Consider the following 23,020-nt stretch of genomic DNA (forward strand, 5'->3'; position numbering starts at 1 on the left):
TGTCGCCAAGGCGTGGGCAGCATAATGTCCCAGCCCTTTTGTCTCGCCAGCGCGCCTCGTGGGTTGCGGCTTGGGGGTAGGGCTAGGGAGCGTCTACTGTTTGCGCTCGGGCGTTCTGGTCGTTCGGCCGGCCTTTTTGCCCGCGGCCGTATTTGTAGTGGAAGTAGGGGTAGCACGCGCCCACGAACGGTGATGCTGTGTTGCCGCCTGCCCGAATGAAGTTCCGGCGGTGAAAAATGTGCTGCCGTGATGGACATCCAGACGCCCACCGTGGCGAAACCCGCGATGGAGACGAGCACCAAATAGACCGTGGTGGGAGCAACCACGCTGGGATAAGGGAAGCCAGGCTACCCAGCATGCTGACGCACAGGGCAAGTATCGGAATACCCCGCTTCGTCAGCTTTCCGAGAGCTTTAGGCGCGTGCCCTTCATCCGCGAGGGAGAAAAGCACCCTGGTACAGGAGAAAAGACCACAGTTACCGGCTGACAAAAGAGCCGTGATGATCACAAAATTCATGACGTCAGCAGCGTAGGGAATGCCTAGTTGGGAGAAGACGGTGACGAAGGGGCTTTCCTGCAGGGAAGCGTCCCCGTAGGGCGCGGTACTCGCGATGACCGCAATCGCACCCACAAAGAAAATCAGGAGCCGAATAACGGTGGTGCGCATTGCCTTGGGGATATTTACGGCAGGACTTGCGGTTTCCCCTGCCGCTACGCCAATGAGCTCTGAACCGGAAAAGGCATATAAGACGGCAAGCGTAGTGATAAGGACTCCGGTAATGCCGTTGCGGAAGAGCCCCTGTGATGTCACGAGGTTCTCTCCCAGGCCCGGATAACCATCGTGGGCAAGGGGGTGAAAACCCATCAGCGCTGCGCCGCCGAGAACTATCAAGCCAACCACTGCGCTGACTTTGATCAGCGCGAACCAGAATTCCGATTCCCCAAAGACGCGGGAGGAAATCGCATTCAGGGTAAACAGGACCGCAGCAAAAGCAGGCACCAAATCCACACGTCGACGTCCGGAAACCACCTCTCCATCAAAAGCCCGGCTGCCGTGAACCCGGGACCCATCGCGACGGCCCAGCAGAGCCAAAAGAGCCAGGCGGTGGCGAAACCGGTAGCCGGCCGATCGACCTTGCTGCGTAGATGTGGAAAGCGCCGGAGGACCGGATATGGTGAAGGAGCATCACGCCGCGGCGTCTCCTGGGCGAAGCCAGGGCAAGGCCGAACTAGGATTGGCCTGTGACTGATTCCTTCCATATCCGTCCTGCCCGCACCAGCGATGTTTCCGCCATCAAGAAGCTCGTGGCGCCGCTGGCGGAGCAACGGATCCTGATGGCAAAGGAGACCGTGGCCTACTACGAGAGCCTTCAGGAGTTCCGGATTGCAGAGTCCAGCGAGGGAGACGTTATTGGTTGCGGCGCACTGCACGTCATGTGGGAAGACCTCGCGGAAGTACGTACCCTGGCTGCCTCCGAGGACTGGCGGGGCAAAGGCGTGGGACACGTCCTGGTGGAGAGCCTGCTCGAAGAAGCCCGCGCGCTGGGCGTGGCCCGTGTCTTTTGCCTGACGTTCGAGGTGGACTTTTTCAAGCGCCACGGCTTCGAGGTCATGCCCGACCAGTCTGCAGTAGATCCCGTGGTCTACTCCGAGTTGCTCCGTTCCCATGATGAGGGCGTTGCCGAGTTCCTGGACCTGGCAAGGGTCAAGCCCAACACCCTGGGCAACACCCGCATGATCAAGGTGCTGTAGCGGCCCACTGCCCGGAAGCACCGCCGCTGGTGGGAGAGGCATTGCGGCCCCGGGAACCTACCGCTGTCCAGCCTGCCGGTAGTAGGGTCAGAGTGACATTCTCCAGGAACCAGAGCCAGGAGCACCGCGATGAAAAAACTGATTAACGATCCCCGGGCCGTTGTCGAAGAATCTGTCCAGGGCTTCGGCCTCGCCCACGCCAACTTGGTAACCATCAGCACGGACCCCACGTTCATCACCCGCAAGGACGCGCCGGTGAGCGGCAAGGTCGGGCTGGTCTCCGGAGGGGGCAGCGGTCATGAACCGCTGCACGCCGGCTTCGTGGGGCGGGGCATGCTTGACGCCGCCGTGCCGGGGGCGGTGTTCACCTCGCCGACGCCGGACCAGATCCTTCCGGCAACACTCGCCGTTAACGCCGGCGCCGGCGTCGTACACATTGTGAAGAACTACACGGGTGACGTCCTGAACTTCGAGACGGCGGCCGAACTTGCGGAAGCCGAGGGCGTCAGCGTCCGCACCGTGCTGGTGAACGACGACGTTGCCGTGGAGGATTCGCTGTATACCGCGGGGCGCCGCGGCGTGGGCGGCACCGTGCTGGTGGAAAAGATTGCAGGTGCGGCCGCAGAGAGGGGCGATGACCTGGAAGCGGTGGCCGCCGTCGGCGAGCGGGTCAACGCGAACGTGCGCACCATGGGCGTGGCACTGTCCGCCTGCACTGTCCCCCACGCGGGCACACCGAGCTTCGACCTGGCCGAGGACGAAATCGAAATCGGCATCGGCATCCACGGGGAGCCTGGCAGGCACCGCATCCCCATGGAGAACGCCGACGGCATCACTGACCGGCTGCTGGAGCCGGTTCTGTCTGATTTGGCAATTGCATCGGGGGACCGGGTGCTGCTGTTCGTCAACGGCATGGGTGGAACACCGTTGAGCGAGCTGTACATCATTTACCGGCGCGCGGCCCAGGTCCTGTCGGAGCGTGGAGCCAGCGTGGAACGTTCCCTGGTGGGCAACTACATCACGTCACTGGAAATGCAGGGCTGCTCCATCTCTGTACTGCGGCTGGATGATGAACTGAGGGAGCTGTGGGACGCCCCGGTCCACACCGCTGCCCTCCGCTGGGGCGTGTGATGGCAGCGCTGGACGTGACCTGGGCGGTGAAGTGGCTGACGCTCTCCGCTCAGGCAATGGCAGAGCACCGGTCCTACCTGATCGAACTGGACCGCGCCATCGGGGATTCTGACCACGGGGAAAACATGGACCGCGGGTTCCAGGCTGTCCTGGACAAGCTGTCCGAGTCCCCGCCCGGGACGCCCGGGGCGGCGCTGAAGCTGACCGCGATGACCCTGATGTCCAAGGTCGGTGGGGCTGCCGGGCCGCTCTACGGCACGGCCTTCCTGCGTGCGGCCACCTCGCTGGGTGAATCCGCGGAGATCGATCCTGCAGCCTTGGCCAACGCCCTGGCCGCCGCCCGCGACGGGATTGTGGCGCGCGGAAAGGCTGAACCCGGCGACAAGACAATGGTGGACGCATGGACGCCGGCGGCAGAAGCGGCCCAAAAAGCGGCGGTGGACGGTGATGTCCTTGCGGTCCTGGTGGCCGCAGCCGAGGCCGCCGAAGCCGGCGCGGTGGCCACTGATCCCCTGGTGGCGCGAAAAGGCCGCGCCAGTTACCTGGGGGAGCGAAGCGCCGGACACCGTGACCCCGGTGCTGCCTCTTCCGCACTGATCCTCCGCGCAGCTGTGGGGGCCGCTGCGTGACCGTCAGCATCGTAGTGGTCTCCCACAGTGAAAAGATTGCCGACGGCGCTGCTGAGCTTGCCGCCCAGATGGCGCCGGACGTGGAGGTGCTGACCGCGGGCGGCACCACCGACGGGAGGATCGGCACAAGCCTGGAGAAGGTCATGGCCGCGCTGGATAAGGCGGGCGGCGCGGGCACCGTAATCATTGCTGACCTGGGGTCTGCTGTGATGACGGCCGAGTCGGCGCTTGAGTTCGCAGAGAACCCCGGCGGTGTGCTGCTTGCGGATGCGCCGCTGGTGGAGGGGCTTGTGGCAGCAGCCGTCGCGGCGCAGGGCGGTGCCGACATGCAGGCCGTCAAGCTGGCTGCCGAGGCTGTTGGTGGTTCGCCCCAGGGACCGGAAGGCTCACCCGTGCAGACAGCAGGGGAAGGAGCCGGTCCGGATGCCACCGGGGATTTCGAGCTCGTCAACCAGGCGGGAATGCACGCGCGGCCGGCGGCGAAGATTGCGGGCGGCCTGTCGTCACTGGATGCGGAGGTGAGGGTCAACGGAGTGGACGGCGCCTCCATGACAGGTCTCATGACGCTCGCTGCCGGGAAGGGGTCGGTGCTGCATGTGGAGGCCTGGGGCGCCGACGCGGAACGGGCCGTGGATTATGTGGGCAACCTGGTGCAGGCTGGGTTCGGGGAGCCATAGCAGGTGTGGCCGGCAGGCAAATCGCCCGCCGGCGGTGTGTTCCAGGGTGCCTGGCCCGCTCCTGCGAATATGCTCAATGCCATGGAACGGCCCCAGCTCGAAGACAGCTCCACGGATATTGAAGTATTGGACGGCCAGACGTCCGTGGAGGAGCTGCTCGCCGACCTCGGTCTGGAATGGCGGCACGCTTCAGGAACGCAGGACGCTGCAGTCGCAGCGGCTAAGGATGAATCTTTCGGCCAGCCGGCGCTGTTCTAGGGGTCACATAAGCCTCAGGTCCGTACATGCAGACCTTCGCCGTCCAGGAGGACTCCCGCGCTGAGGAACCGCCCGCACTGTTGCCCGAACGGATACTCGGCCTTGGGGCGGAAATCGACGTCGCGTAGCGGTAACGCGGCTCCGTCCGGGGCGGTTCCCGACGCCGTAACCGACATGGGCGATTCGGTCAGTGCTTGGAGCATCAGGATTCCCACCTTTGTGCCGTTCGGGGACGCCGTAGCGGAGCAGACGCCCTCAGCGCAGCCCTGGTCAATCGAGTCGCTCCCCGGCCGGAGCTCGACGTCATCCTCGCTGCAGGAGCCGTCCTGGCACGCCTTGAGATGCAGGACGTGGACCTCCTGCGCATAGCTGGCTGCAACTGTCACCGAAACGGCAGTAGCCTGCGCGATGGCAGGGCAGGGGGCCGCGCCCGGACCGGGCCCACAGGCGGAGGCGAGCCCCGCCGTCGTAATTGCTGCCAAGAGCAGCTGCAGCCTGCGCATGCTTCAGCGTAGGGCGCCGGGGACAGGGACGGACCTGCCTGGCGTGAACTGATGCCCGCATTGTTATTGCCCCGAAGCCGATGGGCGCCAAAAAGAGACGCGGGAGAAGAGCCACCGAGGTGGCGTCAGGCCGGAAGCCGGTACCCGTCGTGGTGCATCTCTGCCAAGCCGTCGGCCAGCAGACCTGCCAGGGCACGCTCAAGCTGCTCCGGTGCCGAGTTGAGCCGGTGCAGCGCGGCCAGTGGTACGCCGATGCCTGCCGGCGCGAAGCCCAGGTCGGCAGGCTCCCGGTGGAACATCTCGGCCGGCACCGCCGTTTCGGCGAGCCGAAGCACAGCCATCACGGCACCGCGGACCTGGCGGTCGGTGCCGTGCCACGCCTGGCCTTTCGGGACGTACGACGGCGGCGGCTCACCTGCCGCCCGCCACGCACAGAGGTCGTTGACCGGGCAGGCGCCGCACTTGGGCACCCGCGCAGTGCACAGGAGCGCACCCAGTTCCATGACCGCGGCGTTCCACTGGACCGAAGGGCTGTGGTCGGCAGGCAGGAGTGCTGCGGCCAGCCGCATCTCAGCTGCCGTGAGGGCCGGAGCCGGAAGGGCGGTGCCGGAGACCAGCCGGGCGTGCACGCGCCGAATGTTCGTGTCCACCACAGTCTCACGGCGGCCGTAGGCGAAAGCGGCCACGGCGGCGGCCGTGTAGCTCCCTACGCCCGGGAGGGCCAGCAGCTCCGCATAGGTGTTGGGTACCCTGCCGCCGTGGTCTTCCGTGATGGCCACCGCGGCGCCGTGCAGCCGCAGGGCCCGGCGCGGGTACCCCAGCCGGCCCCACCGCCGGACCGCTTCGCCGGCTGGTTCTCCTGCCAGTGCCGCAGGGGTGGGCCAGCGTTCCAGCCACTCGTGCCAGACAGGGAGTACCCGGACCACGGGCGTCTGCTGCAGCATGATTTCGCTGACCAGAATGCCCCAGGGGGAACAGGTGGGCTCACGCCAGGGGAGCTTGCGGGCAGTTTCGTCGAACCACCCGTTGATGCGTCCGTGCAGCGTATCCAGTTGGGCTGTAACCGCGGCATGGCCGGGCACAACAGCGGCGGAGGAGGCTTCAGTATCGATGCCAACACTGTAATAGATGCGCAAGTGCGGGCTGAAACAGGGATGTGATGAGAGCCTTAGTGCTGCGGCGGCGTGGTGGGCCAGCAGAAGCAGGGCCGTTCTCTAGCCTAGAAGGATGGGCAGGCAAGGCGATTCATCAGCACGTGGCAGGACACCGGCATCCGGTTCCACCGCCGTCCGGAAGCCAAGCGCGGCGGTGTACCGCCGCCGCCGGCTCTTTGCGGGCGGTGCGCTCCTGCTGGTCATCGCGCTGATCCTCAGCGGCTTCGCCATCGCCGGCGCCTTCAACGGCAGATCCGAGCAGGCTTCGTCAACGGAGCCCACTGCCGGCGCTTCAATCGCGACGGCGTCTGCCGGTCCTTCCGGCGGGCCGTCGCCTTCGGCTTCCCCCAGTGCAACTGCTGCCGTGACGCCCACACCGACAGCAACGCCCAGCTGCAACCAGAACCTGATCACCGTTACCGCCTCCACAGACAAGCCTGCCTACGGGCCGGAGGAAAAACCGATGCTCACACTCAAGGTGACCAACGGCGGCACCGCGCCATGCGAAGTCAACATCGGAACCTCCCAGATGGAGTTCCTGGTGACCAGCGGAGCCGACCGCATCTTCTCGTCGCGCGACTGCCAGGCAAAGAGCGAAGACCTGGTGAAGGTCATACCGGCCGGAGCCAGCGAAACCGCGAATTTTCCCTGGTCCCGTAACCGCAGCGTGGAGGGTTGCCAGCCGGTTGAAGCCAAGCCGGGCGGCGGCGGGGCCTACTACATTTTCACGGCAAAGCTCGGATCCAAGGCCAGCCCCAAGGCCGTCTTCCAGCTGAACTGACAGCTGCCGGCTGCCGGTTGCGTTCGTGCTGTTGCGGTTGCAACCTAGAGGAAGCGGTCCAGCAGGCTTGCCTCGGCCATCCGGCTAAGGCCTTCACGTACAGTGCGGGCACGCTGGTCGCCGATGCCGTCCACAGTCATCAGGTCGTCAATGGTGGCGGCCATGAGGAACTGGAGCCCGCCGAAGTGGTCCACCAGGCGGTCGGCAACGGCCTTCGGCACAGCCTTCAGGCCGGACAGCAGCCGGTAGCCGCGGGGCTGGACCACGGCGTCGAGGTTGGCCTCGCCGCCGGCGAACCCGACGATTCCCGAGATCTTTCCGAGGTCGATCAGTTCGGTGGGACCGAGATTGACCAGTGCGCTGACGGCCTTTTCAATGTCCTCGGCGGAGGCATCCGGGCTCGCATAGTCCCGAATGATGACGTCGCTGCCGGGACCACGGCCCACGGTGAGTTCATCGAGCTGGAGCGAGAGGAGGCGGCCGTCCTCACCGAGCTCCAGGACGTACTGGGAGATCTCCTCCGAGATGCGGCGGACCATCTCCTGCCGCTGGAGGGTGACGGCGACGTCCCGGACCGTCACCATCGCCTCGATTTCCAGGGCGGACAGAGAACTGGTCACCTGGTCCAGCCGTGCGCGGTAGCGCTCCAGGGTGGCAAGGGCCTGGTTGGCGCGCGCCAGAACGTTTTCGGATCCCTCCAGGACATGCCGCAGCCCGTTGACGTAGAGGGCGATGATCTGCATGGACTGGCTCACGGAGATGACCGGAACTCCGGTCTGCTTGGCCACGCGTTCTGCAGTGCGGTGGCGGGTGCCGGATTCCTGGGTTTCGATGCTCGAGTCCGGAACCAGCTGCACCGCCGCCCGCAGAATGTTGCCCGCGTCCCTGTCACAGATGATGGCGCCGTCCATCTTCGCCAGCTCCCGCAGGCGGGTGGGCGAGAACTCAATGCCGATATCAAAGCCGCCGGAGCAGATGGAATCGATGGTACGGTCCGAGCCCAGGACGATCAGCGCGCCGGTGCGTCCCCGCAAAATGCGTTCGAGGCCGTCCCGAAGGGGAGTTCCGGGTGCCACCCTGGCCAGAGTTGCCCTAAGCGATTCTTCGGGGCTCCGCGCCATAGTTTTCCCTTCGAAGGTGCGGACCGCCGCCCGCAAGAATGCCGGCTTGCACAGGTTGCCGGCAGGACCAGAAAGTGCTCTGTTTCCCGCAAGCTCAATGATAGGGGTAAGAGGCGCCTGCTTCCGCACGGGCAAGCCCTAAAGTGCCCCATTAGGGGCGGGCGCGGAGGGTTGCAGAAACGCGTTCGACGGCGGGTGGCCTGGCATGCATTTTGGCCTGCGGACTGCCGCTGCCGGCGACTGTTTCAGGCAGGATCCGCGAGCGGTGTGAGTGTCCTGGTGCCGCTGTCCCACAACCGGGCCCGGGTACAAACCCCCTCCATGCGCAGGTCCAGCAGATCAAGTGCTGTTCCCAGCTGGTGCCCGTAAATGCGGCGGGCAAGGGTTACGTGCGGCGTCCAGGCGCCGGGCCGGGTGAGGGGCAACGCTCCGGATATCTCTTCGTGGAGGAGCCGGTGCAGCTCGAGCAGCGGGCGGGTCACCACGATGGACCTGGCCAGGACATAGGTACCAGTCCGGGCACCAAAAACCTGGACGCCAGAAAAATCGATGTCAACGGGCAGCCGCTGCCAGAGGTCCTTCAATGTAGTGGGAAGACGCAGTTCCGGGCCCGCGGCGAGCGTGATGTGGGGGCTGTTGCTGGGTGACGTGTGTATAGCAAGGCTGGGGACGCCCGCTGCCGCGAGCCGCGCCCAGTCAGACCTGATGGCCTTGTCGGTTGAGTCCTCGAAGGTCAGCTCGATGCTGTGCATCTCCCCATCATGCCGTTTCCTTCTTCCCGTTCGTGGTTCGAGGGCGGGCTTTAGCGTGCGCGGTCCCTGATCATGCGCTCCAGGTCCTTGCTGACCTTTGCAAGTGATGCCGCCCGAAGGGCATTTTGTTCCGCGGCAGTCTGAGTGGGACGCCGCCGGGTGTCAGCAGCGACCCGGCCGGGGTCACGTTCTGCGGCTCCGGACAGCCCCGAAACAAGGGGATCGAAGAACAGGTTGCCGGAAAAGGAAACTCCCTGCATTGCCGGTCACATGCTTTCCGGCCGGCCCGGGAAGGAAGCCTGCGTGGGTCTGTCATTGGTCATCATGCGGCCACGCTAGCCCGGCAGGATTTCGCGGTCTTGAACTTCGGGTTTCAGCGGCGTTAAGCGGGGCCCGTCCAGTTTGGCGCGCTGCGATAAACTGGAAACTTGGCTGTCCGCCCAGCCCGTTCCCCGGCAAAGTCCGCAGTGCCCTATGAGGCGGCGCCCGGGTACCCCGAACCGCAGCGAAAGTAGCACCGTGTCCCAAGATGTCCTGACCCCCGCCCGGATCTCCGGTATTCACAAAGAGGCCAGCCGCCGCAGGACCTTTGCTGTCATCTCCCACCCCGACGCCGGCAAGTCCACACTGACAGAGGCGCTGGCCCTGCACGCCAAGGTGATCGGCACCGCCGGCGCCTCCAGCGGCAAGGCCAACCGCAAGGAAACCGTCTCGGACTGGATGCAGATGGAAAAGGACCGCGGCATCTCCATCAGCTCGGCTGCGCTGCAGTTCTCGTACCGGGACACGGTCATCAACCTGCTGGACACCCCCGGCCACGCTGACTTCTCTGAGGACACCTACCGGGTGCTGGCCGCTGTGGACTGCGCCGTGATGCTGGTGGATGCAGCCAAGGGCCTGGAAACGCAGACCATGAAGCTGTTCGAGGTCTGCAAGCAGCGCAACCTGCCGATCATCACCGTCATCAATAAGTGGGACCGTCCCGGCCTGGACGCCCTTGCCCTGATGGATGAGATCACCGAGCGCACCGGCCTGCAGCCCATGCCCTTGACATGGGCGGTGGGGATCTCCGGCGACTTCCGCGGCGTGTGGGACCTCCGCAATGACCGGTTCGCCCGGTTCCAACGCAACAACGCCGGCGCCCAGATTGCCATCACCGAATACTTCACCCCGGAAGAGGCTGCGGAAAGCCAGGGCAGTAACTGGTCCGACGCTGTGGACGAGGCGGGTCTGGTGATCGAATCGAACCTCGAGTTCGACGTCGACGCCTTCCACGCGGGCAAGGCAACCCCCATCCTGTTCAGCTCCGCCGCGCTTAACTTCGGCGTCAAGGAACTGCTGGACGCGCTGGTGGACTTCGCCCCGCCGGCATCCCCGCGGGCGGACATGGAGGGCAAACCCCGGCCTGTGGAGTCCCCGTTCTCCGGCTTCGTCTTCAAGGTCCAAGCCGGCATGAACAAAGCCCACCGGGACCACGTGGCCTTCATCCGCGTATGCTCCGGCGTCTTTGAGCGCGGCATGGTGGTCACCCAGACCCGCACCGGCAAGTCCTTCGCCACCAAGTATGCCCAGCAGGTGTTCGGCCGGGAACGCGAAGTGATTGACGAGGCTTACCCGGGCGACGTCGTCGGCCTGGTCAACGCGTCGTCGCTGCGCGTGGGGGACAGCCTCTTCCTGGAAGAGCCGGTGGAGTACCCCGCCATCCCGCTGTTCGCGCCCGAGCACTTCCAGGTGGCCCGTTCCAAGGACCCCAGCAAGTTCAAGCAGTTCCGGCGCGGGATCGAGCAGCTCGAACACGAGGGCGTCATACAGGTGCTCCGCTCCGACGTCCGCGGTGACCAGGCGCCGGTGCTTGCCGCCGTCGGCCCCATGCAGTTCGAAGTGGTGGAGGACAGGATGGCGCACGACTTCAGCGCCCCCATGCGGCTGGAGCGCCTGCCCTACTCCCTGGCCAGGATTTCGACGGCGGACGCCATGCCCGCGCTCGCCAACGTTCCTGGCGCGGAGGTGCTGCTGCGGTCCGACGGCGAGTACCTCGCCTTGTTTAATGACGTGTGGGCCTTGCGCCGGATCGAAAAGAACCATCCCGACCTCACCCTCGTGCCCATCGGCACCCACAACCCCGCAAAGTAGGTCAACATGGCTGCAACCCAATCCCGTGCACTGGTCACCGGCGTCGGCACCATCAATCCGCTCGGTTCCTCCGTCCCCGAGACCTGGGCCGGCCTGGTGGCCGGCAGGTCCGGCATTGCCCCGCTTCAAGATGCCTGGGCGGACCAGCTGCCGGTGAAGATTGCAGGGCAGGTGCGGGCAGACCTTTCGGAACACCTGAATACCCGTGAGATGAAGCGCATGGACCGCTGCGGGCAGTTGGCCCTTATCGCCGCCCGGCAAGCATGGAAACAGGCTGGTGCGCCGGAGGTGGATCCTGAGCGTTTCGCGGTGGTGATCGGCTCTGCCTACGGCGGGCTCGGCTCCACCCTGGAGCAGGACCGCACGCTTGCTGAATCCGGTCCGCGCAAGGTTTCGCCGCATACTCTGACCCGGCTCATGGTGAACGGGCCTGCGGCATGGGTGTCCATCGACCTGGGCGCCCGCGGCGGCGCCCGCACGCCGGTGAGCGCCTGCGCCTCCGGGGCTGAGGCGATTGTCCAGGCAGCCGAGATGATCCGCTCAGGTGCTGCCGACGTCGTCATTGCCGGCGGCGTTGATGCCTCGGTCAACGACCTGGTGGTCACCGGTTTCTCCCAGATCCGCGCGCTGTCCACCCGCAACGATGATCCGCAGCGCGCATCGCGCCCCTTCGACGGCGGCCGCGACGGCTTTGTGCTCGCAGAGGGCGCCGCCATCGTGGTGCTGGAGAGCGAAGGGCACGCCCGTGCCCGCGGGGCTGAGGTCCTGGGCGCTGTTGCGGGCGGAGCGGTGACCTCCGACGCGAACGACATCGTGGCGGCAGACCCCGCCATGCAGCGCAGGGTAATGCAGAAGGCGCTCGACTCGGCCGGGATGGCTGCTGACGACATTGGATTTGTCCATGCCCACGCCACCTCCACGCCTGTGGGGGACCGGCTGGAGGGCCAGGCAATCAACGCCATCTTTGGTGCAGGCGTTCCCGTGACATCCACCAAGGGGCACACGGGCCACCTGTTGGGCGGCGCCGGGGCGCTGGCCGCCGTCGTGGTGGTGGAAGCCCTCCGGACCGGGATGCTCCCCGGCACCCTCAATGTGCAGGAGCAGGACCCGGAAGTTGAGCTTAACGTCGTCACCGAAGACGTCCGCCCGCTACAGCCGGAAACGCCCCCGGCCGGGCTGGTGAATGCCTTCGGTTTCGGCGGGCACAGCGTTGCCCTGGTGATTACAGGCGCATAGGTTCCGCCCGGACGCCGGAACGGTGCGGGACGCCTGAAGGCTCCGGCGTCCCCGCACCGTTCCGGCGATTCCGGCAGGGGTGCTGTCAGGCGCGGGCGGGAACAGGTTCCGCAGCCGCCAGTTCCGCCATGTTCGGCTCGGCATCCTTGCCGCTGCGGCGCTCCTTGAGGAAGTACACCAGGCCCGCGGCGATGGTGGAGGCCACTGCCAGTGCGAACAGGCCCGGGATGACGCTGCCGGTCTGCTCCTTGATGATGCCGAAGCCGAACGGCGCCACAAAGCCGCCCAGGTTTCCCAGCGAATTGATGATGGCGATGGCAGGTGCAAGGACCATGGGGTGCAGCCCGGACTGCGGAATGGTCCAGAACAGCGGCGACGCGCTCTTGAAGCCCATGGCGGCGATGGCCAGGAACACCAGGGCCATGACCGGGGTTGCTACGGCTGCCGCAAAGGTTCCGACGGCAGCGACCAGGAGGGCAACCACCAGCAGCGGCTTCTTTGACCTGGCCTTGTCCTGCAGCTTCGCCGCGAAGTACATGGCGAACACGGCGCAGATCCACGGGATGGAGGAGAGAAAACCGACGGTGAGGTCCGTGGTGCCGGGGATCTGCCTGATGATGCTGGGGAGCCAGAAGGTGTTGGCGTAGATGGACAGCTGCACGGAGAAATAGATGCCGCACAGCAGCAGGATCTGTGGGTTCAGCAGCATCTTCCAGCGGTTGAACTTGCTGCCGTCGGCTTTGATGTGTTGTGCGTCCTCAGCGGCGATGGCCCCGGACAGGGCGTTCTTTTCGCCCGGGGACAGCCACTTGGCGTCCTTGATTTTCGCGTCCAGGACGAAGAACACCGCGAAGCCGACCACCACGGACAGTGCGCCTTCGAACCCGAAAAGCCATTGCCAGCCACGCAGGCCCAGTGCGCCGTGGAGGCTGAGGAGCATGCCGGCGATGGGGCCGGAAACTGCGGCGGCGATGGAAGAGCCGGCGATGAAGATTGCAGTGGCCTTGCCACGCTGGCCCGCCGGAACCCAGCGGGCGAAGTAGAAGATGACGGCGGGGAAGAAGCCGGCCTCGGCGGCGCCCAGCAGGAACCGCAGGACGTAGAACATGGCTTCGTTCTGCACGAAGGCCATCAGGAATGAAACGGTGCCCCAGCTGATCATGATCCTGGTCAGCCACACTTCGGCGCCGTACTTCTCCATCATCACGTTGCTGGGAAGCTCGAAGATGGCGTAGGCGATGAAGAACAGTCCGGCGCCGAAGCCGTAGGCAGCGGCGCCGATGCCGACGTCGGCCTGAAGGTGATCCTGGGCGTAGCCGATGTTGGACCGGTTCAGCTGGTTGCAGACCAGCATCACCAGCATGATGGGCAGCACGCGCTTGAAGAATTTTTTCGTGGCCGAGGCCACGTCCGAGACAGCGTTGTCCACAGACGTCATTGGATGTTTCCTTTGGGATAGGTAGTGCAGGCCGGCTGCGGGCGCGGCAAAGTAGTGGGGCCGGTCACAGCGACCCCACTACTTTACCCAACGGCGGCCTTGCTAGCGGACCAGGCAGGGCCGCTTCGGATCGAAGGACCAGCCCTCGATGTAGTACTGCATGCCGATGCTGTCGTCGCGCGCGTCCAGGCCGCGCTCCAGGTACAGTTGGTGCGCCTTCTCCAGAGCATCCCTATCCAGTTCAATGCCCAGCCCGGGGGCAGCGGGGACCTCGATGGCGCCGTCCCTGATCTGCAGCGGTTCCTTGGTCAGGCCCTGGCCGTCCTGCCAGATCCAGTGCGTATCCAGCGCCGTGATCTCACCCGGGGCGGCAGCACCGGTGTGGGTGAACATGGCCAGGGAGATGTCGAAGTGGTTGTTGGAGTGCGAGCCCCAGGTGAGGCCGAACTCGTGGCACATCTGGGCAACCCGCACCGAGCCGTGCATGGTCCAGAAGTGCGGATCGGCCAGGGGAATATCGACGGCGTTGCTGCGGATGGCGTGCGACATCTCCCGCCAGTCCGTGGCGATCATGTTGGTGGCCGTCTTCAGCCCGGTGGCCCGGCGGAACTCGGCCATCACCTCGCGGCCGGAGAACCGGCCTTCGGCTCCGCACGGATCCTCGGCGTAGGCCACCACGCCCTGCATCCGCTTCCCCAGCCGGATCGCTTCGTCCAGGAGCCAGCCGCCGTTGGGATCAAGCGTGACCCTGGCCTCCGGGAAGCGCTTGGCGAGGGCCGTGACAACGTCCACCTCGTCGTCGCCGGAAAGCACGCCGCCCTTGAGCTTGAAGTCGCTGAAGCCGTACCGCTCCTGCGCCGCCTCGGCCAGCGCGACGACGGCCTCCGGAGTCATTGCCTCCTCGCGGCGGAGCTTCTCCCAGCGGTCAGCGGGGGAGTCCTCCACCAGGTAGGGCAGTTCCGTGCGGGAATGGTCGCCAACGAAGAAGAGGTAGCTGAGCATCGGCACCGAAGTCCGCTGCTGTCCGTCGCCCAGGAGTTCGGCCACAGGGACACCGAGGTACTGGCCGTGCAGGTCCAGCAGGGCGGATTCGACGGCGGTGACTGCATGCACGGTGGTGCGCAGGTCGAAGGTCTGCAGGCCCCGGCCCCCGGCGTCGCGGTCCGCGAACTCGGCCGCAACCTCACGCAGGAGAGAGCGGTACCGGGCCACCGGCTTGCCGCTGATCAGGGTGCCGGCCTCCTCGATGGTGGTGCGGATCTTCTCGCCGCCGGGAACCTCGCCCAGGCCCGTGCGGCCGTCGGAGTCCGTAATGATCACCACGTTGCGGGTGAAGAACGGGCCGTGTGCGCCGCTGAGGTTCATCAGCATGCTGTCGTAACCGGCAACCGGAACAACTTCGATGCCGGTGATGGTGGGCTGGGTGCTCATGCGCTGACCTCTGCTTTCTCTGCGGCGGGAACTACGTCACCGTTGATCCGGCGGTTGAGGTGCCAGGGGTTGGTGTCCTGGAGCGGCTGGGGGAGGAGCTCCTGGGGGATGTTCTGGTATGCGACCGGCCGAAGGAAGCGGTCGATCGCCAGGGCGCCCACGGAGGTGGTGCGGGAGTCGGAGGTGGCCGGGAAGGGTCCGCCGTGGACCATGGCGTGGCCTACTTCGACGCCGGTGGGCCAGCCGTTGACAATGATGCGGCCCACTTTCTGTTCGAGGACGGGGATCAGTGGCGCCGCCGTCGGGTAGTCCTCTTCGGTGAGCTGCAGCGAAGCGGTGAGCTGGCCTTCGATCCGGGTGGCTGCTTCGAGGAGTTCTTCCACTGAGCCGTAGCGGATCACCAGGGAGGCGGCGCCGAAGATCTCTTCATGGAGGACATGGTTGGTGACGAAGTCACGGACCTGGGTGCCGAAGATGGTGGGGGCCGGGGCGTTCTTTGTGGGGCCTTCGGTACCCTGGCCGATCAGGTGAACGCCGGCGGCGGCGCCCAGGTTCTGAGCGCCCTGGCTCCAGGAGCCTGCGATCCCTTCGGTGAGCATGGTCTGCCCGGCGCAGGCCGAAACAGCGCTTGCGACGGCGGCAGCGAGTTTGTCCCCTGCCTCACCTGCCGGGGCGAAGAGCAGGCCGGGGGAGGTGCAGAGCTGCCCGGAGCTTCCGGTGACGGCGGTGATGTACTGCTGGGCCAAGGCATCGATCTGTTCGTCGGAGCCCTTTAGCGCACCCTCGAAGACGATGACGGGGTTCAGGGAGGACATTTCGGCGTAGACCGGAATGGGTTCACGGCGCGCGGCGGCGGTGCGCATCAGGGCGACGCCGGCGGCCTGGGAGCCGGTGAAGCCAACGGCCTTGATGTGCGGGTCCGCCACCAGGGCCTGGCCGATGCTGGCACCCGGCCCGTAGATCAGCGAAAACACGCCGGGGTGCAGTCCGAAGTCCCTGGCGGCCTTGGTGACGGCCTGGCCGACCAGTTCGCTGGTGCCGGGGTGGGCGTTGTGGGCCTTGAAGACCACGGGGCAGCCGGCGGCGAGGGCCGATGCTGTGTCCCCGCCCGCTGTCGAGAAGGCCAGCGGGAAGTTGCTGGCGCCGAACACGGCCACGGGACCGAGCGGAATCTGGCGCTGCCGGATGTCTGCACGGGGCAGGGGAGTGCGGTCCGGGATGGCCGGGTCGATGCGGACGCCGCGGAAGTCGCCCTGCCGGACGACGCCGGCGAAGAGCCGGAGCTGGCCGGTGGTGCGGGCGCGTTCGCCCTGCAGCCGCGCTGCCGGCAGGCCGGTTTCCTGGCCCGCGCGGGCGATCAGTTCCTCGCCGATGGCCTCGATGTTGTCGGCGATGGCTTCGAGGAAGCCGGCGTGGGTTTCGGGATCGAGTGTGGAAAACGACGGGTAGGCGCCCGCTGCTGCTTCGGTGGCGGTCTTCAGCTGGTCCTCGGTAATCAGTGAGTAGGCGGGGTCGAGCTGTTCATTGGTGGCCGGGTTGTAGCCGAAGGCTGTCTTGCCGTCGCCGATGACGGTCTGTCCGGCGATCAGGGAGTGTCCGGTGAGGGTCACGGTGGGTTCCTCCTGGGTGGGGGTGGATCTTGACACGGTCAGGAAACGCGGGCGATGAGGGCCTTAAGGTCTGCGAAGTCCTGTTCGGCCAGGTTCTGCAGCGGGGGACGCACAAGGCCGGCGGAGCGGCCGACGGCGTCCAGGCCGGCCTTGACGATGGAGACAGAGTAGCCTTTTACACGGTCACGGATGTCCAGGTAGGGGATGACGAAGTCATTGAGCTTCTTGTTCACGGCGGCACGGTCGTTGTTGCGCACGTCCCGGTAGAAGTCCAGGGCGAACTGCGGGACAAAGTTGTACATGGCGCTGGAGTAGGTGCTCATCCCCAGCTGCAGCAGCGGGAGGGCGAAGGTCTCGGCGGTGGGCAGTCCGCCCAGGTAGAACAGGCGGTCGCCCAGCTTGGCGTAGACACGGGCGTCGTGCTCGAGGTCGCCCACGCCGTCCTTGAATCCGATCAGGTTCCCGTGGCGTTCGGCCAGGGCTGCAACAGTGGTGTCCCTGTAAATGGCGTTGGCACGGTTGTAGATGATGACGCCCAGGGAGGTGGCGCTGCAAACGGCGCTGACATGTTCGATCAACCCCTCCTGGTCGGCTTCGGTCAGGTAGGGCGGCAGCAGGAGGAGGCCCTCGGCCCCTGCAGCCTCGGCGGCCCTGGCGTTTTCGATGGCCTGAGCGGTGGATCCGCCGGCGGAGGCAAGGACGGGCACCTGGCTTCCCACTTCATCGACGGCGGTCCGGACGACGCGCTCGGACTCGGCCGGGGTCAGGGAGAAGCCCTCACCGGTCCCGCCCGCTGCGAAGAGGCCGGCCACGGGAAAGCTTGCCTGCCATGCGAGGTGCTTGCGGTAGTTCTCTTCATCGAACTGCAACTGCGCGTCAAAGGAGGTCACCGGGAACGACAGCAGGCCGTCTTTTAGGGTGTTTGCCAGTTCCTGGGGGGTGTACTTTGCCACGATGTTGTCCTCTGTTTCGAGCGCCTTTGCCGGCGGCTGGTGTGGGTTCCTGTTCAGGTTAGGCAGAGGACGTTATGCCTGTCTAAGTGCACTTTTGAATGCATTGATACCTTTCCGGCATGACGACGTAGATGATCACTCCATCGCGAACTCGAAGTCCCGCAGGAGGCGTGCCAGGGCGGGGTTGGTGATCCTGCGGTTCCAGATGGCGTGCAGTTCCACCTGCTCGCCGCCTCCCTCCAGGAGGGGCAGGAACTCCACCCCTTTGATGCCCAGCAGGGTGGCGGAGTGCGGCACGAAGGCAACCCCGCGTTTGGCGGCAACCAGCGACACCATGGTCAGCACCTGGCTCACCGTGTGGATCACGTTGGCGTGCTGGATGGGCAGGGTCCTCACCACCAGGTCGTAGAAGTAGCGGGCCTGGATGGGGGAATGCATGATGAGCGGCTCGTCCTTAAAATCGTCCGGTCCGATGTCACGTGCCAGATGCGTCAGGGGGTGCCCGGCCGGGACGGCGAGGACCAGTGCCTCCTGGTACAGCAGGTGGGAGTCGAAGGTCTCGCGGGCGAACGGCGGCCGCGCGAGGCCGAGATCCAGTTCGCCCGTCATCAACCGGCTGATCTGGTCGCCCGTGACCAGTTCCTGCAGGTCCACGTCCACGTCCGGAATGATGGCGGCGATTTCCTCAAGGAGGGGCCCCAAGATGCTGAAGCCGCTGGCCGCGGTGAATCCGATGCGCAGGACGCCCGAGCGCCCCGACGCGATCCGGCGGGCGGAGACCGGGGCGCGTTCGGCCAGTGCCATGAGCCGGCGGGCCTCCTCAAGGAAGGTTTTGCCTGCGTTGGTGAGTTCGACTTTTCGGTTGTCCCGCTCCAGGAGTTCGGCGCCGATGATTTTTTCCAGCTTCTGGATCTGCCGGCTTAGCGGGGGCTGTGTCATGTTAAGGCGCTCGGCCGCGCGGCCGAAATGCAGTTCCTCGGCAACTGCAATGAAGCCAGCCAATTGGTCGAATGTGAACATGATGCCTTCCAGGTATCACTTGATGCAGTTTCGGGCTTAGACAGGCATCATAACTGCTCCCTACACTCGACAGAGCGAACGGGGTGACCCGGTTCACAGAACGTCCGGACCCCGCCCGGAGAATTAACGAGGAGTTCCAATGAAGCACTTCCCCACCCGCCGCGCCGTCCTCGGAACGGCGTCGGCCTTCACCCTGCTGGCGCTCACCGCCTGCGGCGGCAATGTTGCCGGCGGCACCGCCGCCAACACGTCCAAGTACCCCACCGGTCCGGTCACCCTTACGGTCGGCCAGGCTGCCGGCGGCAGCACCGACCTGATCGCACGTGCCCTCGCCGAAGGTGCCACTAAGACCCTCGGCGCGCCGATCCCGGTAGTGAACAAGCCGGGTGCCAACGGCGCCCTCGCCACCAAGGAACTGGCCGGCAAGCCCGCGGACGGCCAGGAGCTCGTGCTCCTCACGGCGTCGCTGATCACCATCACTCCCCTTGCCGTCAGCGCGGAAGAAGCCGTCAACATCGACGACCTGGACGTCATCGCAGGACTCTCGCAGGATGACTACGTGCTCGTTGCCAGCACGGATTCCGGATTCAAGAGCTTCAAGGACGTCACAGACGCCGGCCGCAACGTCACGTTCGGCACCACCGGCGTCGGCACCGGCAGCCAGCTGGCGCAGACTGTCCTCTTCAAGCAGGCCAACGTCCAGGGCACCGACGTCCCGTTCGACAGCGGCAAGCCCGCCCTGACCGCTGTCATGGGCAACCAGGTGGAACTGGCCACCATCCAGCTCGGCGAGGCAATGCCCCAGATCGAAGCCGGCAAGGTGGCTCCACTGCTCGTCTTCTCGGAAGAGCGCAACAGCTTCCTGCCCGATGTTCCCTCCGCCAAGGAGGCCGGCTACGACGTTCCGGTGGCCCAGTACCGTGCGGTCGCGGCTCCCAAGGGAACGCCGCAGGACGTCAAGGACAAACTGCTCGCCGCATTCAAGGAGACGTTCAAGACGGACGCCTACAAGGAATTCAACGAAAAAAACATGCTGACCCCCAAGGAACTCTCGGGCGAGGAAGTTGTCACGGAGTGGAAGGGCTATGCAGCGAAGTACAAGGAGCTGGTGGAGAAGTACAACATCAGCCTGAGCGGAAACAAGTAGCAGCAATGGAGACCACTCCAGCAGTGTCCGCCGGACGGGACGGCAGCTCCGCCTTTCCGTCCGGCGGGGACGCCCGCAATGACCTGCCCGAAGCCCTGACCCCGGAGCAGTTGGCCGCCCAATGGGAGGCGGAGAAACCTCCCGCGGCAGGCGCCCTCGCCAACGTGGGTTCATCCTTGGTGGTGCTCGGCGCCGGTGCCGGCGCGCTCATACTTTCGGTCGCCATGGGTCTCGGTACCCCTGGGGCCCCGCAACCCGGCCTGTGGCCGTTCATGATCAGCTGCGCCGTGGTGGCCCTGGGGCTTTTCCAGCTGATCCTGGGCCGGCGCAACAGGGATGGGGAAAAGTTCACCCGGATGTCGTTCGCCCCGCTCACCGGCCTGGCGACACTCGCGGCCATGGTGGCGCTGATGCCCATGATCGGATTCGAAATCCCGGCGCTTGTCCTCTGCATCATCTGGATGCGGTTCCTAGGCGGCGAGACCTGGCGGTCCACCCTCCTGGTCAGCGCGCTCGTCGTGGCCTCGTTCTACGGGATCTTCGTCCTGGCGCTTGGCACCTCCATCCCCCGCCTCTTCTAGGAGACCACCATGGATTTCCTGAATCCTGTGATCAACGGATTTTCAGTCGTCCTGGAGCCGACGAACCTCCTCTACTGCCTGGTCGGCGTCGTTATCGGCATGCTGATCGGTGTGCTGCCCGGATTGGGGCCGGCGGCAACCATCGCCATCCTGCTTCCGCTGACGTACGGCGTGGAGCCTGTCACTGCCATCATCATGCTGGCCGGCATCTTCTACGGGGCCCAGTACGGCGGCACCATAACCTCGGTCCTGCTGCGTCTTCCCGGTGAGGCGTCCTCCGTTGTCACCGTCTTCGACGGCTACCAGATGGCCAGGCAAGGCCGGGCAGGAACAGCCCTGGGCCTGGCCGCCATCGGCTCATTTGTGGGCGGTACGGCGGCGATCATCGGGCTGACCTTCCTTGCACCCCTCGTGGCCAGCTTCGCGCTGGACTTCGGGCCGCCCGAGTACTCGGCGCTGGCCCTGCTGGGCATCCTGCTCGTAGCCACCATCAGCAGCGGCGCCAAGGCCAAGGCCCTGATCGCCGCGGCCATCGGCCTCCTGCTGGCCACGGTGGGCCGGGACATGTTCACCGGCGAAAGCCGCTTCACCTTCGGGAGCCTGCAGCTCGCAGACGGCATCGACTTCGTTCCGATCGCCATGGGCATCTTTGGTCTGGGTGAGATCCTCTACAACCTGGAGGAACGCCACCGCGCCGCCAAAGCGCCGTCGAAGGTCTCCAATGTTTGGCCCTCAAAGGGCGACCTGAAGCAGGCCTCCGGAGCAGTCGGCCGCGGCTCTGTCCTTGGGTTCTTCCTGGGCATCCTGCCCGGCGGCGGCGCAACCATTGCCTCCATGGCCTCTTACGCCATGGAAAAGAAGCGCGCCAAGCAGCCGGAGCGGTTCGGCAAGGGCGCGCCAGAGGGCGTTGCCGGGCCGGAAACCGCGAACAACGCGGCAGCGACGTCGTCGTTCATTCCGCTCCTGACCCTCGGCATCCCCGCCAACGCCACCATGGCTTTGATGTTCGGTGCCCTCCTGATCCAGGGCGTCACGCCCGGACCACAGCTCGTGGAGCAGAACCCGGAGCTTTTCTGGGGTGTGGTGAACTCGATGTACATCGGCAACATCCTGCTCCTGATAATGAGCCTGCCGCTGGTGGGGATCTTCGTGCGGATCCTCCGGGTCAGGGCTGCGATCCTGGCTCCGATCACCGCATTGATCACCTTGCTGGGCGCCTACACGATCAACAACAGCATGTTCGACGTCACCCTGGTGGTGGTCTTCGGAGTGGTTGGCTACCTGATGAAGAAGTTCGGCTTCGAGCCCGGGCCGCTTGTGCTGGCCTTTGTCCTCGGCGAACTGCTGGAAAACTCGCTGCGGCGCTCGCTGCTGGTGTTCGGCGGCGACCCCACCGGATTCCTTACCCGTCCCATCTCAGCCACCCTGCTGCTGGTTTTCGTCCTGGTGGCCGTGCTGCCGGGCATCCGCAGCCTGATCGCCAAGCGCAAGGGCACCGCAGCGCCGGCCGGCGCCACCAACAAAATCGAGGAGAAGGTATGAGCATCATCGTTGGGTTCGTTCCCACCCCGGCAGGCGAGGCAGCCCTCGCAGCAGGGATTTCTGAAGCGAAGCTCCGCAACCAGGAACTCGTCATCGTGAACTCTGCGCGCCAAGGCGCCCTCGTGGACAAATCGGTTGCCGCGGAGGACGTCCTGGCGGGAGCCGCAAAGCGGGCGGCTGATGCCGGCGTGACGGCACGGGTGATTCAACCGCCCTACCAGCACGACCTTGCTGACGAGTTCCTCGACGTTGCCAGGCAGGAGGACGCATCACTGATCGTCATCGGCCTGCGGCACCGAACGCAGGTGGGCAAGTTCATTCTTGGCAGCCACGCTCAGCAGATCCTGATGCAGGCGGACCGCCCGGTACTGGCCGTCAAGGCCAACGGCGCGCACTTCTAGCCCAGGGAGGAAGGACCTGATGTACAAACACAATCCGCGGCGGCGCACTGCTCCCGGGCCTGCGCCTCTGCCGAACTGGTCAAAGCTGGCCAAGAACGACCATGTGGAGGTGCGCTTCGCCCAGGCGCGTGCAGCAGCCTAGGGACCTGGTGTCCATGCCGGAGATACCGTACGGCCGGTGACCCCTCAGGGGTTGCCGGCCTTACCCGTTCCGCTGGCGGAGGTGTTCCATGAGGGCGTCAAGGACCGGCAGTTGGCCCTTCACCAGCTTGAGCCGGGCTTCCTGCTCAGGGAACCAGCGGGCGTCATCAATTTCCGGATAGTGCCGGATCCGGCCAGATCCCTTGGGCCATTTCAGAGGAAAGGTGTTGCTGATGATGCGTTCCGGACAGAATTCGTGCTCCGTGGCATAGACAGTGATGATCTTGCCGGACGGCTGCCGGAATCCGCCAAGCAGTTGATAGTCGGCGTCCGGGGCGGGAGTCCCCATCTCCTCGGCAAATTCCCGCAGGGCTGCGGCCAGCGGATCCTCGTCCGCTGAGTATTCACCCTTGGGGAGGGACCAGGCGTGGGCGTCCTTGCGGGCCCAGAACGGGCCGCCCATGTGCGCGATCCAGACCTCCAGTTCGTCCGCGGCTGGCCTCCTGTACAGGAGTATTCCCGCGCTGAGGACCGGCATCCTCTCCTCCGTCCTGGCTTGGCTTTATCTGATTCAAAACCGCCGTGCAGTGTTAACCTGCAGTTCACGGTGCTGCTTTAGGTTATTCCTT

General features: G+C 65.5%; 24 protein-coding genes and 1 pseudogene. 13 read left to right on the top strand and 12 right to left on the bottom strand.

Features of this window, described 5'->3' with window-relative positions; translation table 11 throughout:
- Positions 1-82: 82 nt before the first annotated feature.
- A pseudogene (locus FDW81_RS02355) lies at positions 83-1,163 on the bottom strand (amino acid permease); the annotation flags it as partial.
- Positions 1,164-1,242: 79 nt separating this feature from the next.
- Between FDW81_RS02355 and FDW81_RS02360 the strand changes: the two are divergent.
- The 5 genes from FDW81_RS02360 (at position 1,243) to FDW81_RS18060 (ending at position 4,447) form a co-directional block, all read left to right on the top strand.
- Positions 1,243-1,752, top strand: coding sequence for an amino-acid N-acetyltransferase (locus FDW81_RS02360; RefSeq protein WP_138132513.1), 510 nt, complete (start codon positions 1,243-1,245; stop codon positions 1,750-1,752).
- Between the two features lie 129 nt (positions 1,753-1,881).
- Positions 1,882-2,883 (top strand): dihydroxyacetone kinase subunit DhaK, encoded by a 1,002-nt coding sequence (dhaK, locus tag FDW81_RS02365; RefSeq protein ID WP_138132514.1) that lies wholly within the window; start codon positions 1,882-1,884, stop codon positions 2,881-2,883.
- Positions 2,883-3,512 carry a dihydroxyacetone kinase subunit DhaL gene (gene dhaL / locus FDW81_RS02370; protein WP_138132515.1) on the top strand — a complete coding sequence of 210 codons (630 nt, stop codon included), beginning with the start codon at positions 2,883-2,885 and terminating at the stop codon, positions 3,510-3,512. The genes dhaK and dhaL overlap by 1 nt, the downstream gene beginning before the upstream one ends.
- Positions 3,509-4,189 (top strand): dihydroxyacetone kinase phosphoryl donor subunit DhaM, encoded by a 681-nt coding sequence (dhaM, locus tag FDW81_RS02375; RefSeq protein ID WP_138132516.1) that lies wholly within the window; start codon positions 3,509-3,511, stop codon positions 4,187-4,189. The genes dhaL and dhaM overlap by 4 nt, the downstream gene beginning before the upstream one ends.
- 81 nt (positions 4,190-4,270) lie before the next feature.
- A complete protein-coding gene (locus tag FDW81_RS18060) occupies positions 4,271-4,447 on the top strand; it encodes a hypothetical protein (RefSeq protein WP_171027075.1) in 177 nt (58 codons plus the stop codon).
- A gap of 14 nt (positions 4,448-4,461) precedes the next feature.
- Here the strand turns inward: FDW81_RS18060 and FDW81_RS02380 are convergent, their stop codons facing one another.
- Together FDW81_RS02380 and FDW81_RS02385 are read right to left on the bottom strand one after the other, a co-directional pair.
- Positions 4,462-4,950 carry a hypothetical protein gene (locus FDW81_RS02380; protein ID WP_138132517.1) on the bottom strand — a complete coding sequence of 163 codons (489 nt, stop codon included), beginning with the start codon at positions 4,948-4,950 and terminating at the stop codon, positions 4,462-4,464.
- Positions 4,951-5,075: 125 nt separating this feature from the next.
- Complete coding sequence (locus tag FDW81_RS02385) at positions 5,076-5,894, bottom strand: A/G-specific adenine glycosylase (protein WP_370278691.1); 819 nt, start codon at positions 5,892-5,894, stop codon at positions 5,076-5,078.
- 283 nt (positions 5,895-6,177) lie between these two features.
- On the opposite strand from FDW81_RS02385, the gene FDW81_RS02390 reads away from it, so the two are divergent.
- Complete coding sequence (locus FDW81_RS02390) at positions 6,178-6,885, top strand: hypothetical protein (protein WP_138132518.1); 708 nt, start codon at positions 6,178-6,180, stop codon at positions 6,883-6,885.
- Positions 6,886-6,929: 44 nt separating this feature from the next.
- On the opposite strand, the gene disA is transcribed toward FDW81_RS02390, so the two are convergent.
- From disA to FDW81_RS02405, 3 genes are all read right to left on the bottom strand, one after another.
- Complete coding sequence (disA, locus tag FDW81_RS02395) at positions 6,930-8,006, bottom strand: DNA integrity scanning diadenylate cyclase DisA (RefSeq protein ID WP_138132519.1); 1,077 nt, start codon at positions 8,004-8,006, stop codon at positions 6,930-6,932.
- A 245-nt stretch (positions 8,007-8,251) separates the two neighbouring features.
- Positions 8,252-8,758, bottom strand: a complete 507-nt coding sequence (locus tag FDW81_RS02400) for a 2'-5' RNA ligase family protein (protein WP_138132520.1) — start codon at positions 8,756-8,758, stop codon at positions 8,252-8,254.
- 50 nt (positions 8,759-8,808) lie between these two features.
- On the bottom strand, positions 8,809-9,018 hold the full coding sequence (locus FDW81_RS02405) for a hypothetical protein (RefSeq protein WP_138132521.1): 210 nt from the start codon (positions 9,016-9,018) through the stop codon (positions 8,809-8,811).
- A 259-nt stretch (positions 9,019-9,277) separates the two neighbouring features.
- Here FDW81_RS02405 and FDW81_RS02410 point away from each other — a divergent pair, with 259 nt between their 5' ends.
- Positions 9,278-10,891 (top strand): peptide chain release factor 3, encoded by a 1,614-nt coding sequence (locus tag FDW81_RS02410; RefSeq protein WP_138132522.1) that lies wholly within the window; start codon positions 9,278-9,280, stop codon positions 10,889-10,891.
- A 6-nt stretch (positions 10,892-10,897) separates the two neighbouring features.
- Positions 10,898-12,127: a beta-ketoacyl synthase gene (locus FDW81_RS02415; protein ID WP_138132523.1), complete on the top strand. Its 1,230-nt coding sequence runs from the start codon at positions 10,898-10,900 to the stop codon at positions 12,125-12,127.
- 85 nt (positions 12,128-12,212) lie between these two features.
- On the opposite strand, the gene FDW81_RS02420 is transcribed toward FDW81_RS02415, so the two are convergent.
- The 5 genes from FDW81_RS02420 to FDW81_RS02440 all read right to left on the bottom strand — a co-directional run bounded on the left by FDW81_RS02420 (position 12,213) and on the right by FDW81_RS02440 (position 18,579).
- Positions 12,213-13,565 carry an MFS transporter gene (locus tag FDW81_RS02420; RefSeq protein WP_138132524.1) on the bottom strand — a complete coding sequence of 451 codons (1,353 nt, stop codon included), beginning with the start codon at positions 13,563-13,565 and terminating at the stop codon, positions 12,213-12,215.
- Between the two features lie 102 nt (positions 13,566-13,667).
- On the bottom strand, positions 13,668-14,996 hold the full coding sequence (locus FDW81_RS02425; RefSeq protein WP_138132525.1) for an enolase C-terminal domain-like protein: 1,329 nt from the start codon (positions 14,994-14,996) through the stop codon (positions 13,668-13,670).
- Positions 14,993-16,606 (bottom strand): aldehyde dehydrogenase (NADP(+)), encoded by a 1,614-nt coding sequence (locus tag FDW81_RS02430; RefSeq protein WP_138132526.1) that lies wholly within the window; start codon positions 16,604-16,606, stop codon positions 14,993-14,995. Before FDW81_RS02430 ends, FDW81_RS02425 begins: the two co-directional genes overlap by 4 nt.
- A 38-nt stretch (positions 16,607-16,644) precedes the next feature.
- Positions 16,645-17,559, bottom strand: a complete 915-nt coding sequence (gene kdgD / locus FDW81_RS02435) for a 5-dehydro-4-deoxyglucarate dehydratase (protein WP_138132527.1) — start codon at positions 17,557-17,559, stop codon at positions 16,645-16,647.
- A gap of 135 nt (positions 17,560-17,694) precedes the next feature.
- Positions 17,695-18,579 (bottom strand): LysR family transcriptional regulator, encoded by an 885-nt coding sequence (locus tag FDW81_RS02440; protein ID WP_138132528.1) that lies wholly within the window; start codon positions 18,577-18,579, stop codon positions 17,695-17,697.
- A 139-nt stretch (positions 18,580-18,718) separates the two neighbouring features.
- Here FDW81_RS02440 and FDW81_RS02445 point away from each other — a divergent pair, with 139 nt between their 5' ends.
- From FDW81_RS02445 to FDW81_RS18585, 5 genes are read left to right on the top strand one after another with little or no spacing between them, the layout of a single operon-like run.
- Positions 18,719-19,726: a tripartite tricarboxylate transporter substrate binding protein gene (locus tag FDW81_RS02445; RefSeq protein ID WP_138132529.1), complete on the top strand. Its 1,008-nt coding sequence runs from the start codon at positions 18,719-18,721 to the stop codon at positions 19,724-19,726.
- A 5-nt stretch (positions 19,727-19,731) separates the two neighbouring features.
- Positions 19,732-20,307, top strand: coding sequence for a tripartite tricarboxylate transporter TctB family protein (locus FDW81_RS02450; RefSeq protein WP_138132530.1), 576 nt, complete (start codon positions 19,732-19,734; stop codon positions 20,305-20,307).
- Positions 20,308-20,316: 9 nt separating this feature from the next.
- Positions 20,317-21,849, top strand: coding sequence for a tripartite tricarboxylate transporter permease (locus tag FDW81_RS02455; protein WP_138132531.1), 1,533 nt, complete (start codon positions 20,317-20,319; stop codon positions 21,847-21,849).
- Positions 21,846-22,250, top strand: a complete 405-nt coding sequence (locus FDW81_RS02460) for a universal stress protein (protein ID WP_138132532.1) — start codon at positions 21,846-21,848, stop codon at positions 22,248-22,250. The genes FDW81_RS02455 and FDW81_RS02460 overlap by 4 nt, the downstream gene beginning before the upstream one ends.
- Before the next feature lie 19 nt (positions 22,251-22,269).
- Positions 22,270-22,392: a hypothetical protein gene (locus tag FDW81_RS18585; RefSeq protein ID WP_255467071.1), complete on the top strand. Its 123-nt coding sequence runs from the start codon at positions 22,270-22,272 to the stop codon at positions 22,390-22,392.
- Between the two features lie 60 nt (positions 22,393-22,452).
- Here the strand turns inward: FDW81_RS18585 and FDW81_RS02465 are convergent, their stop codons facing one another.
- The gene (locus FDW81_RS02465; protein WP_138132533.1) at positions 22,453-22,929 is read right to left on the bottom strand and encodes an NUDIX domain-containing protein; all 477 of its coding nucleotides are present in this window, start codon (positions 22,927-22,929) and stop codon (positions 22,453-22,455) included.
- Between the last annotated feature and the right edge of the window lie 91 nt (positions 22,930-23,020).

It is taken from the genome of Pseudarthrobacter sp. NamB4 (assembly GCF_005796185.1).
Lineage (GTDB): Bacteria > Actinomycetota > Actinomycetes > Actinomycetales > Micrococcaceae > Arthrobacter.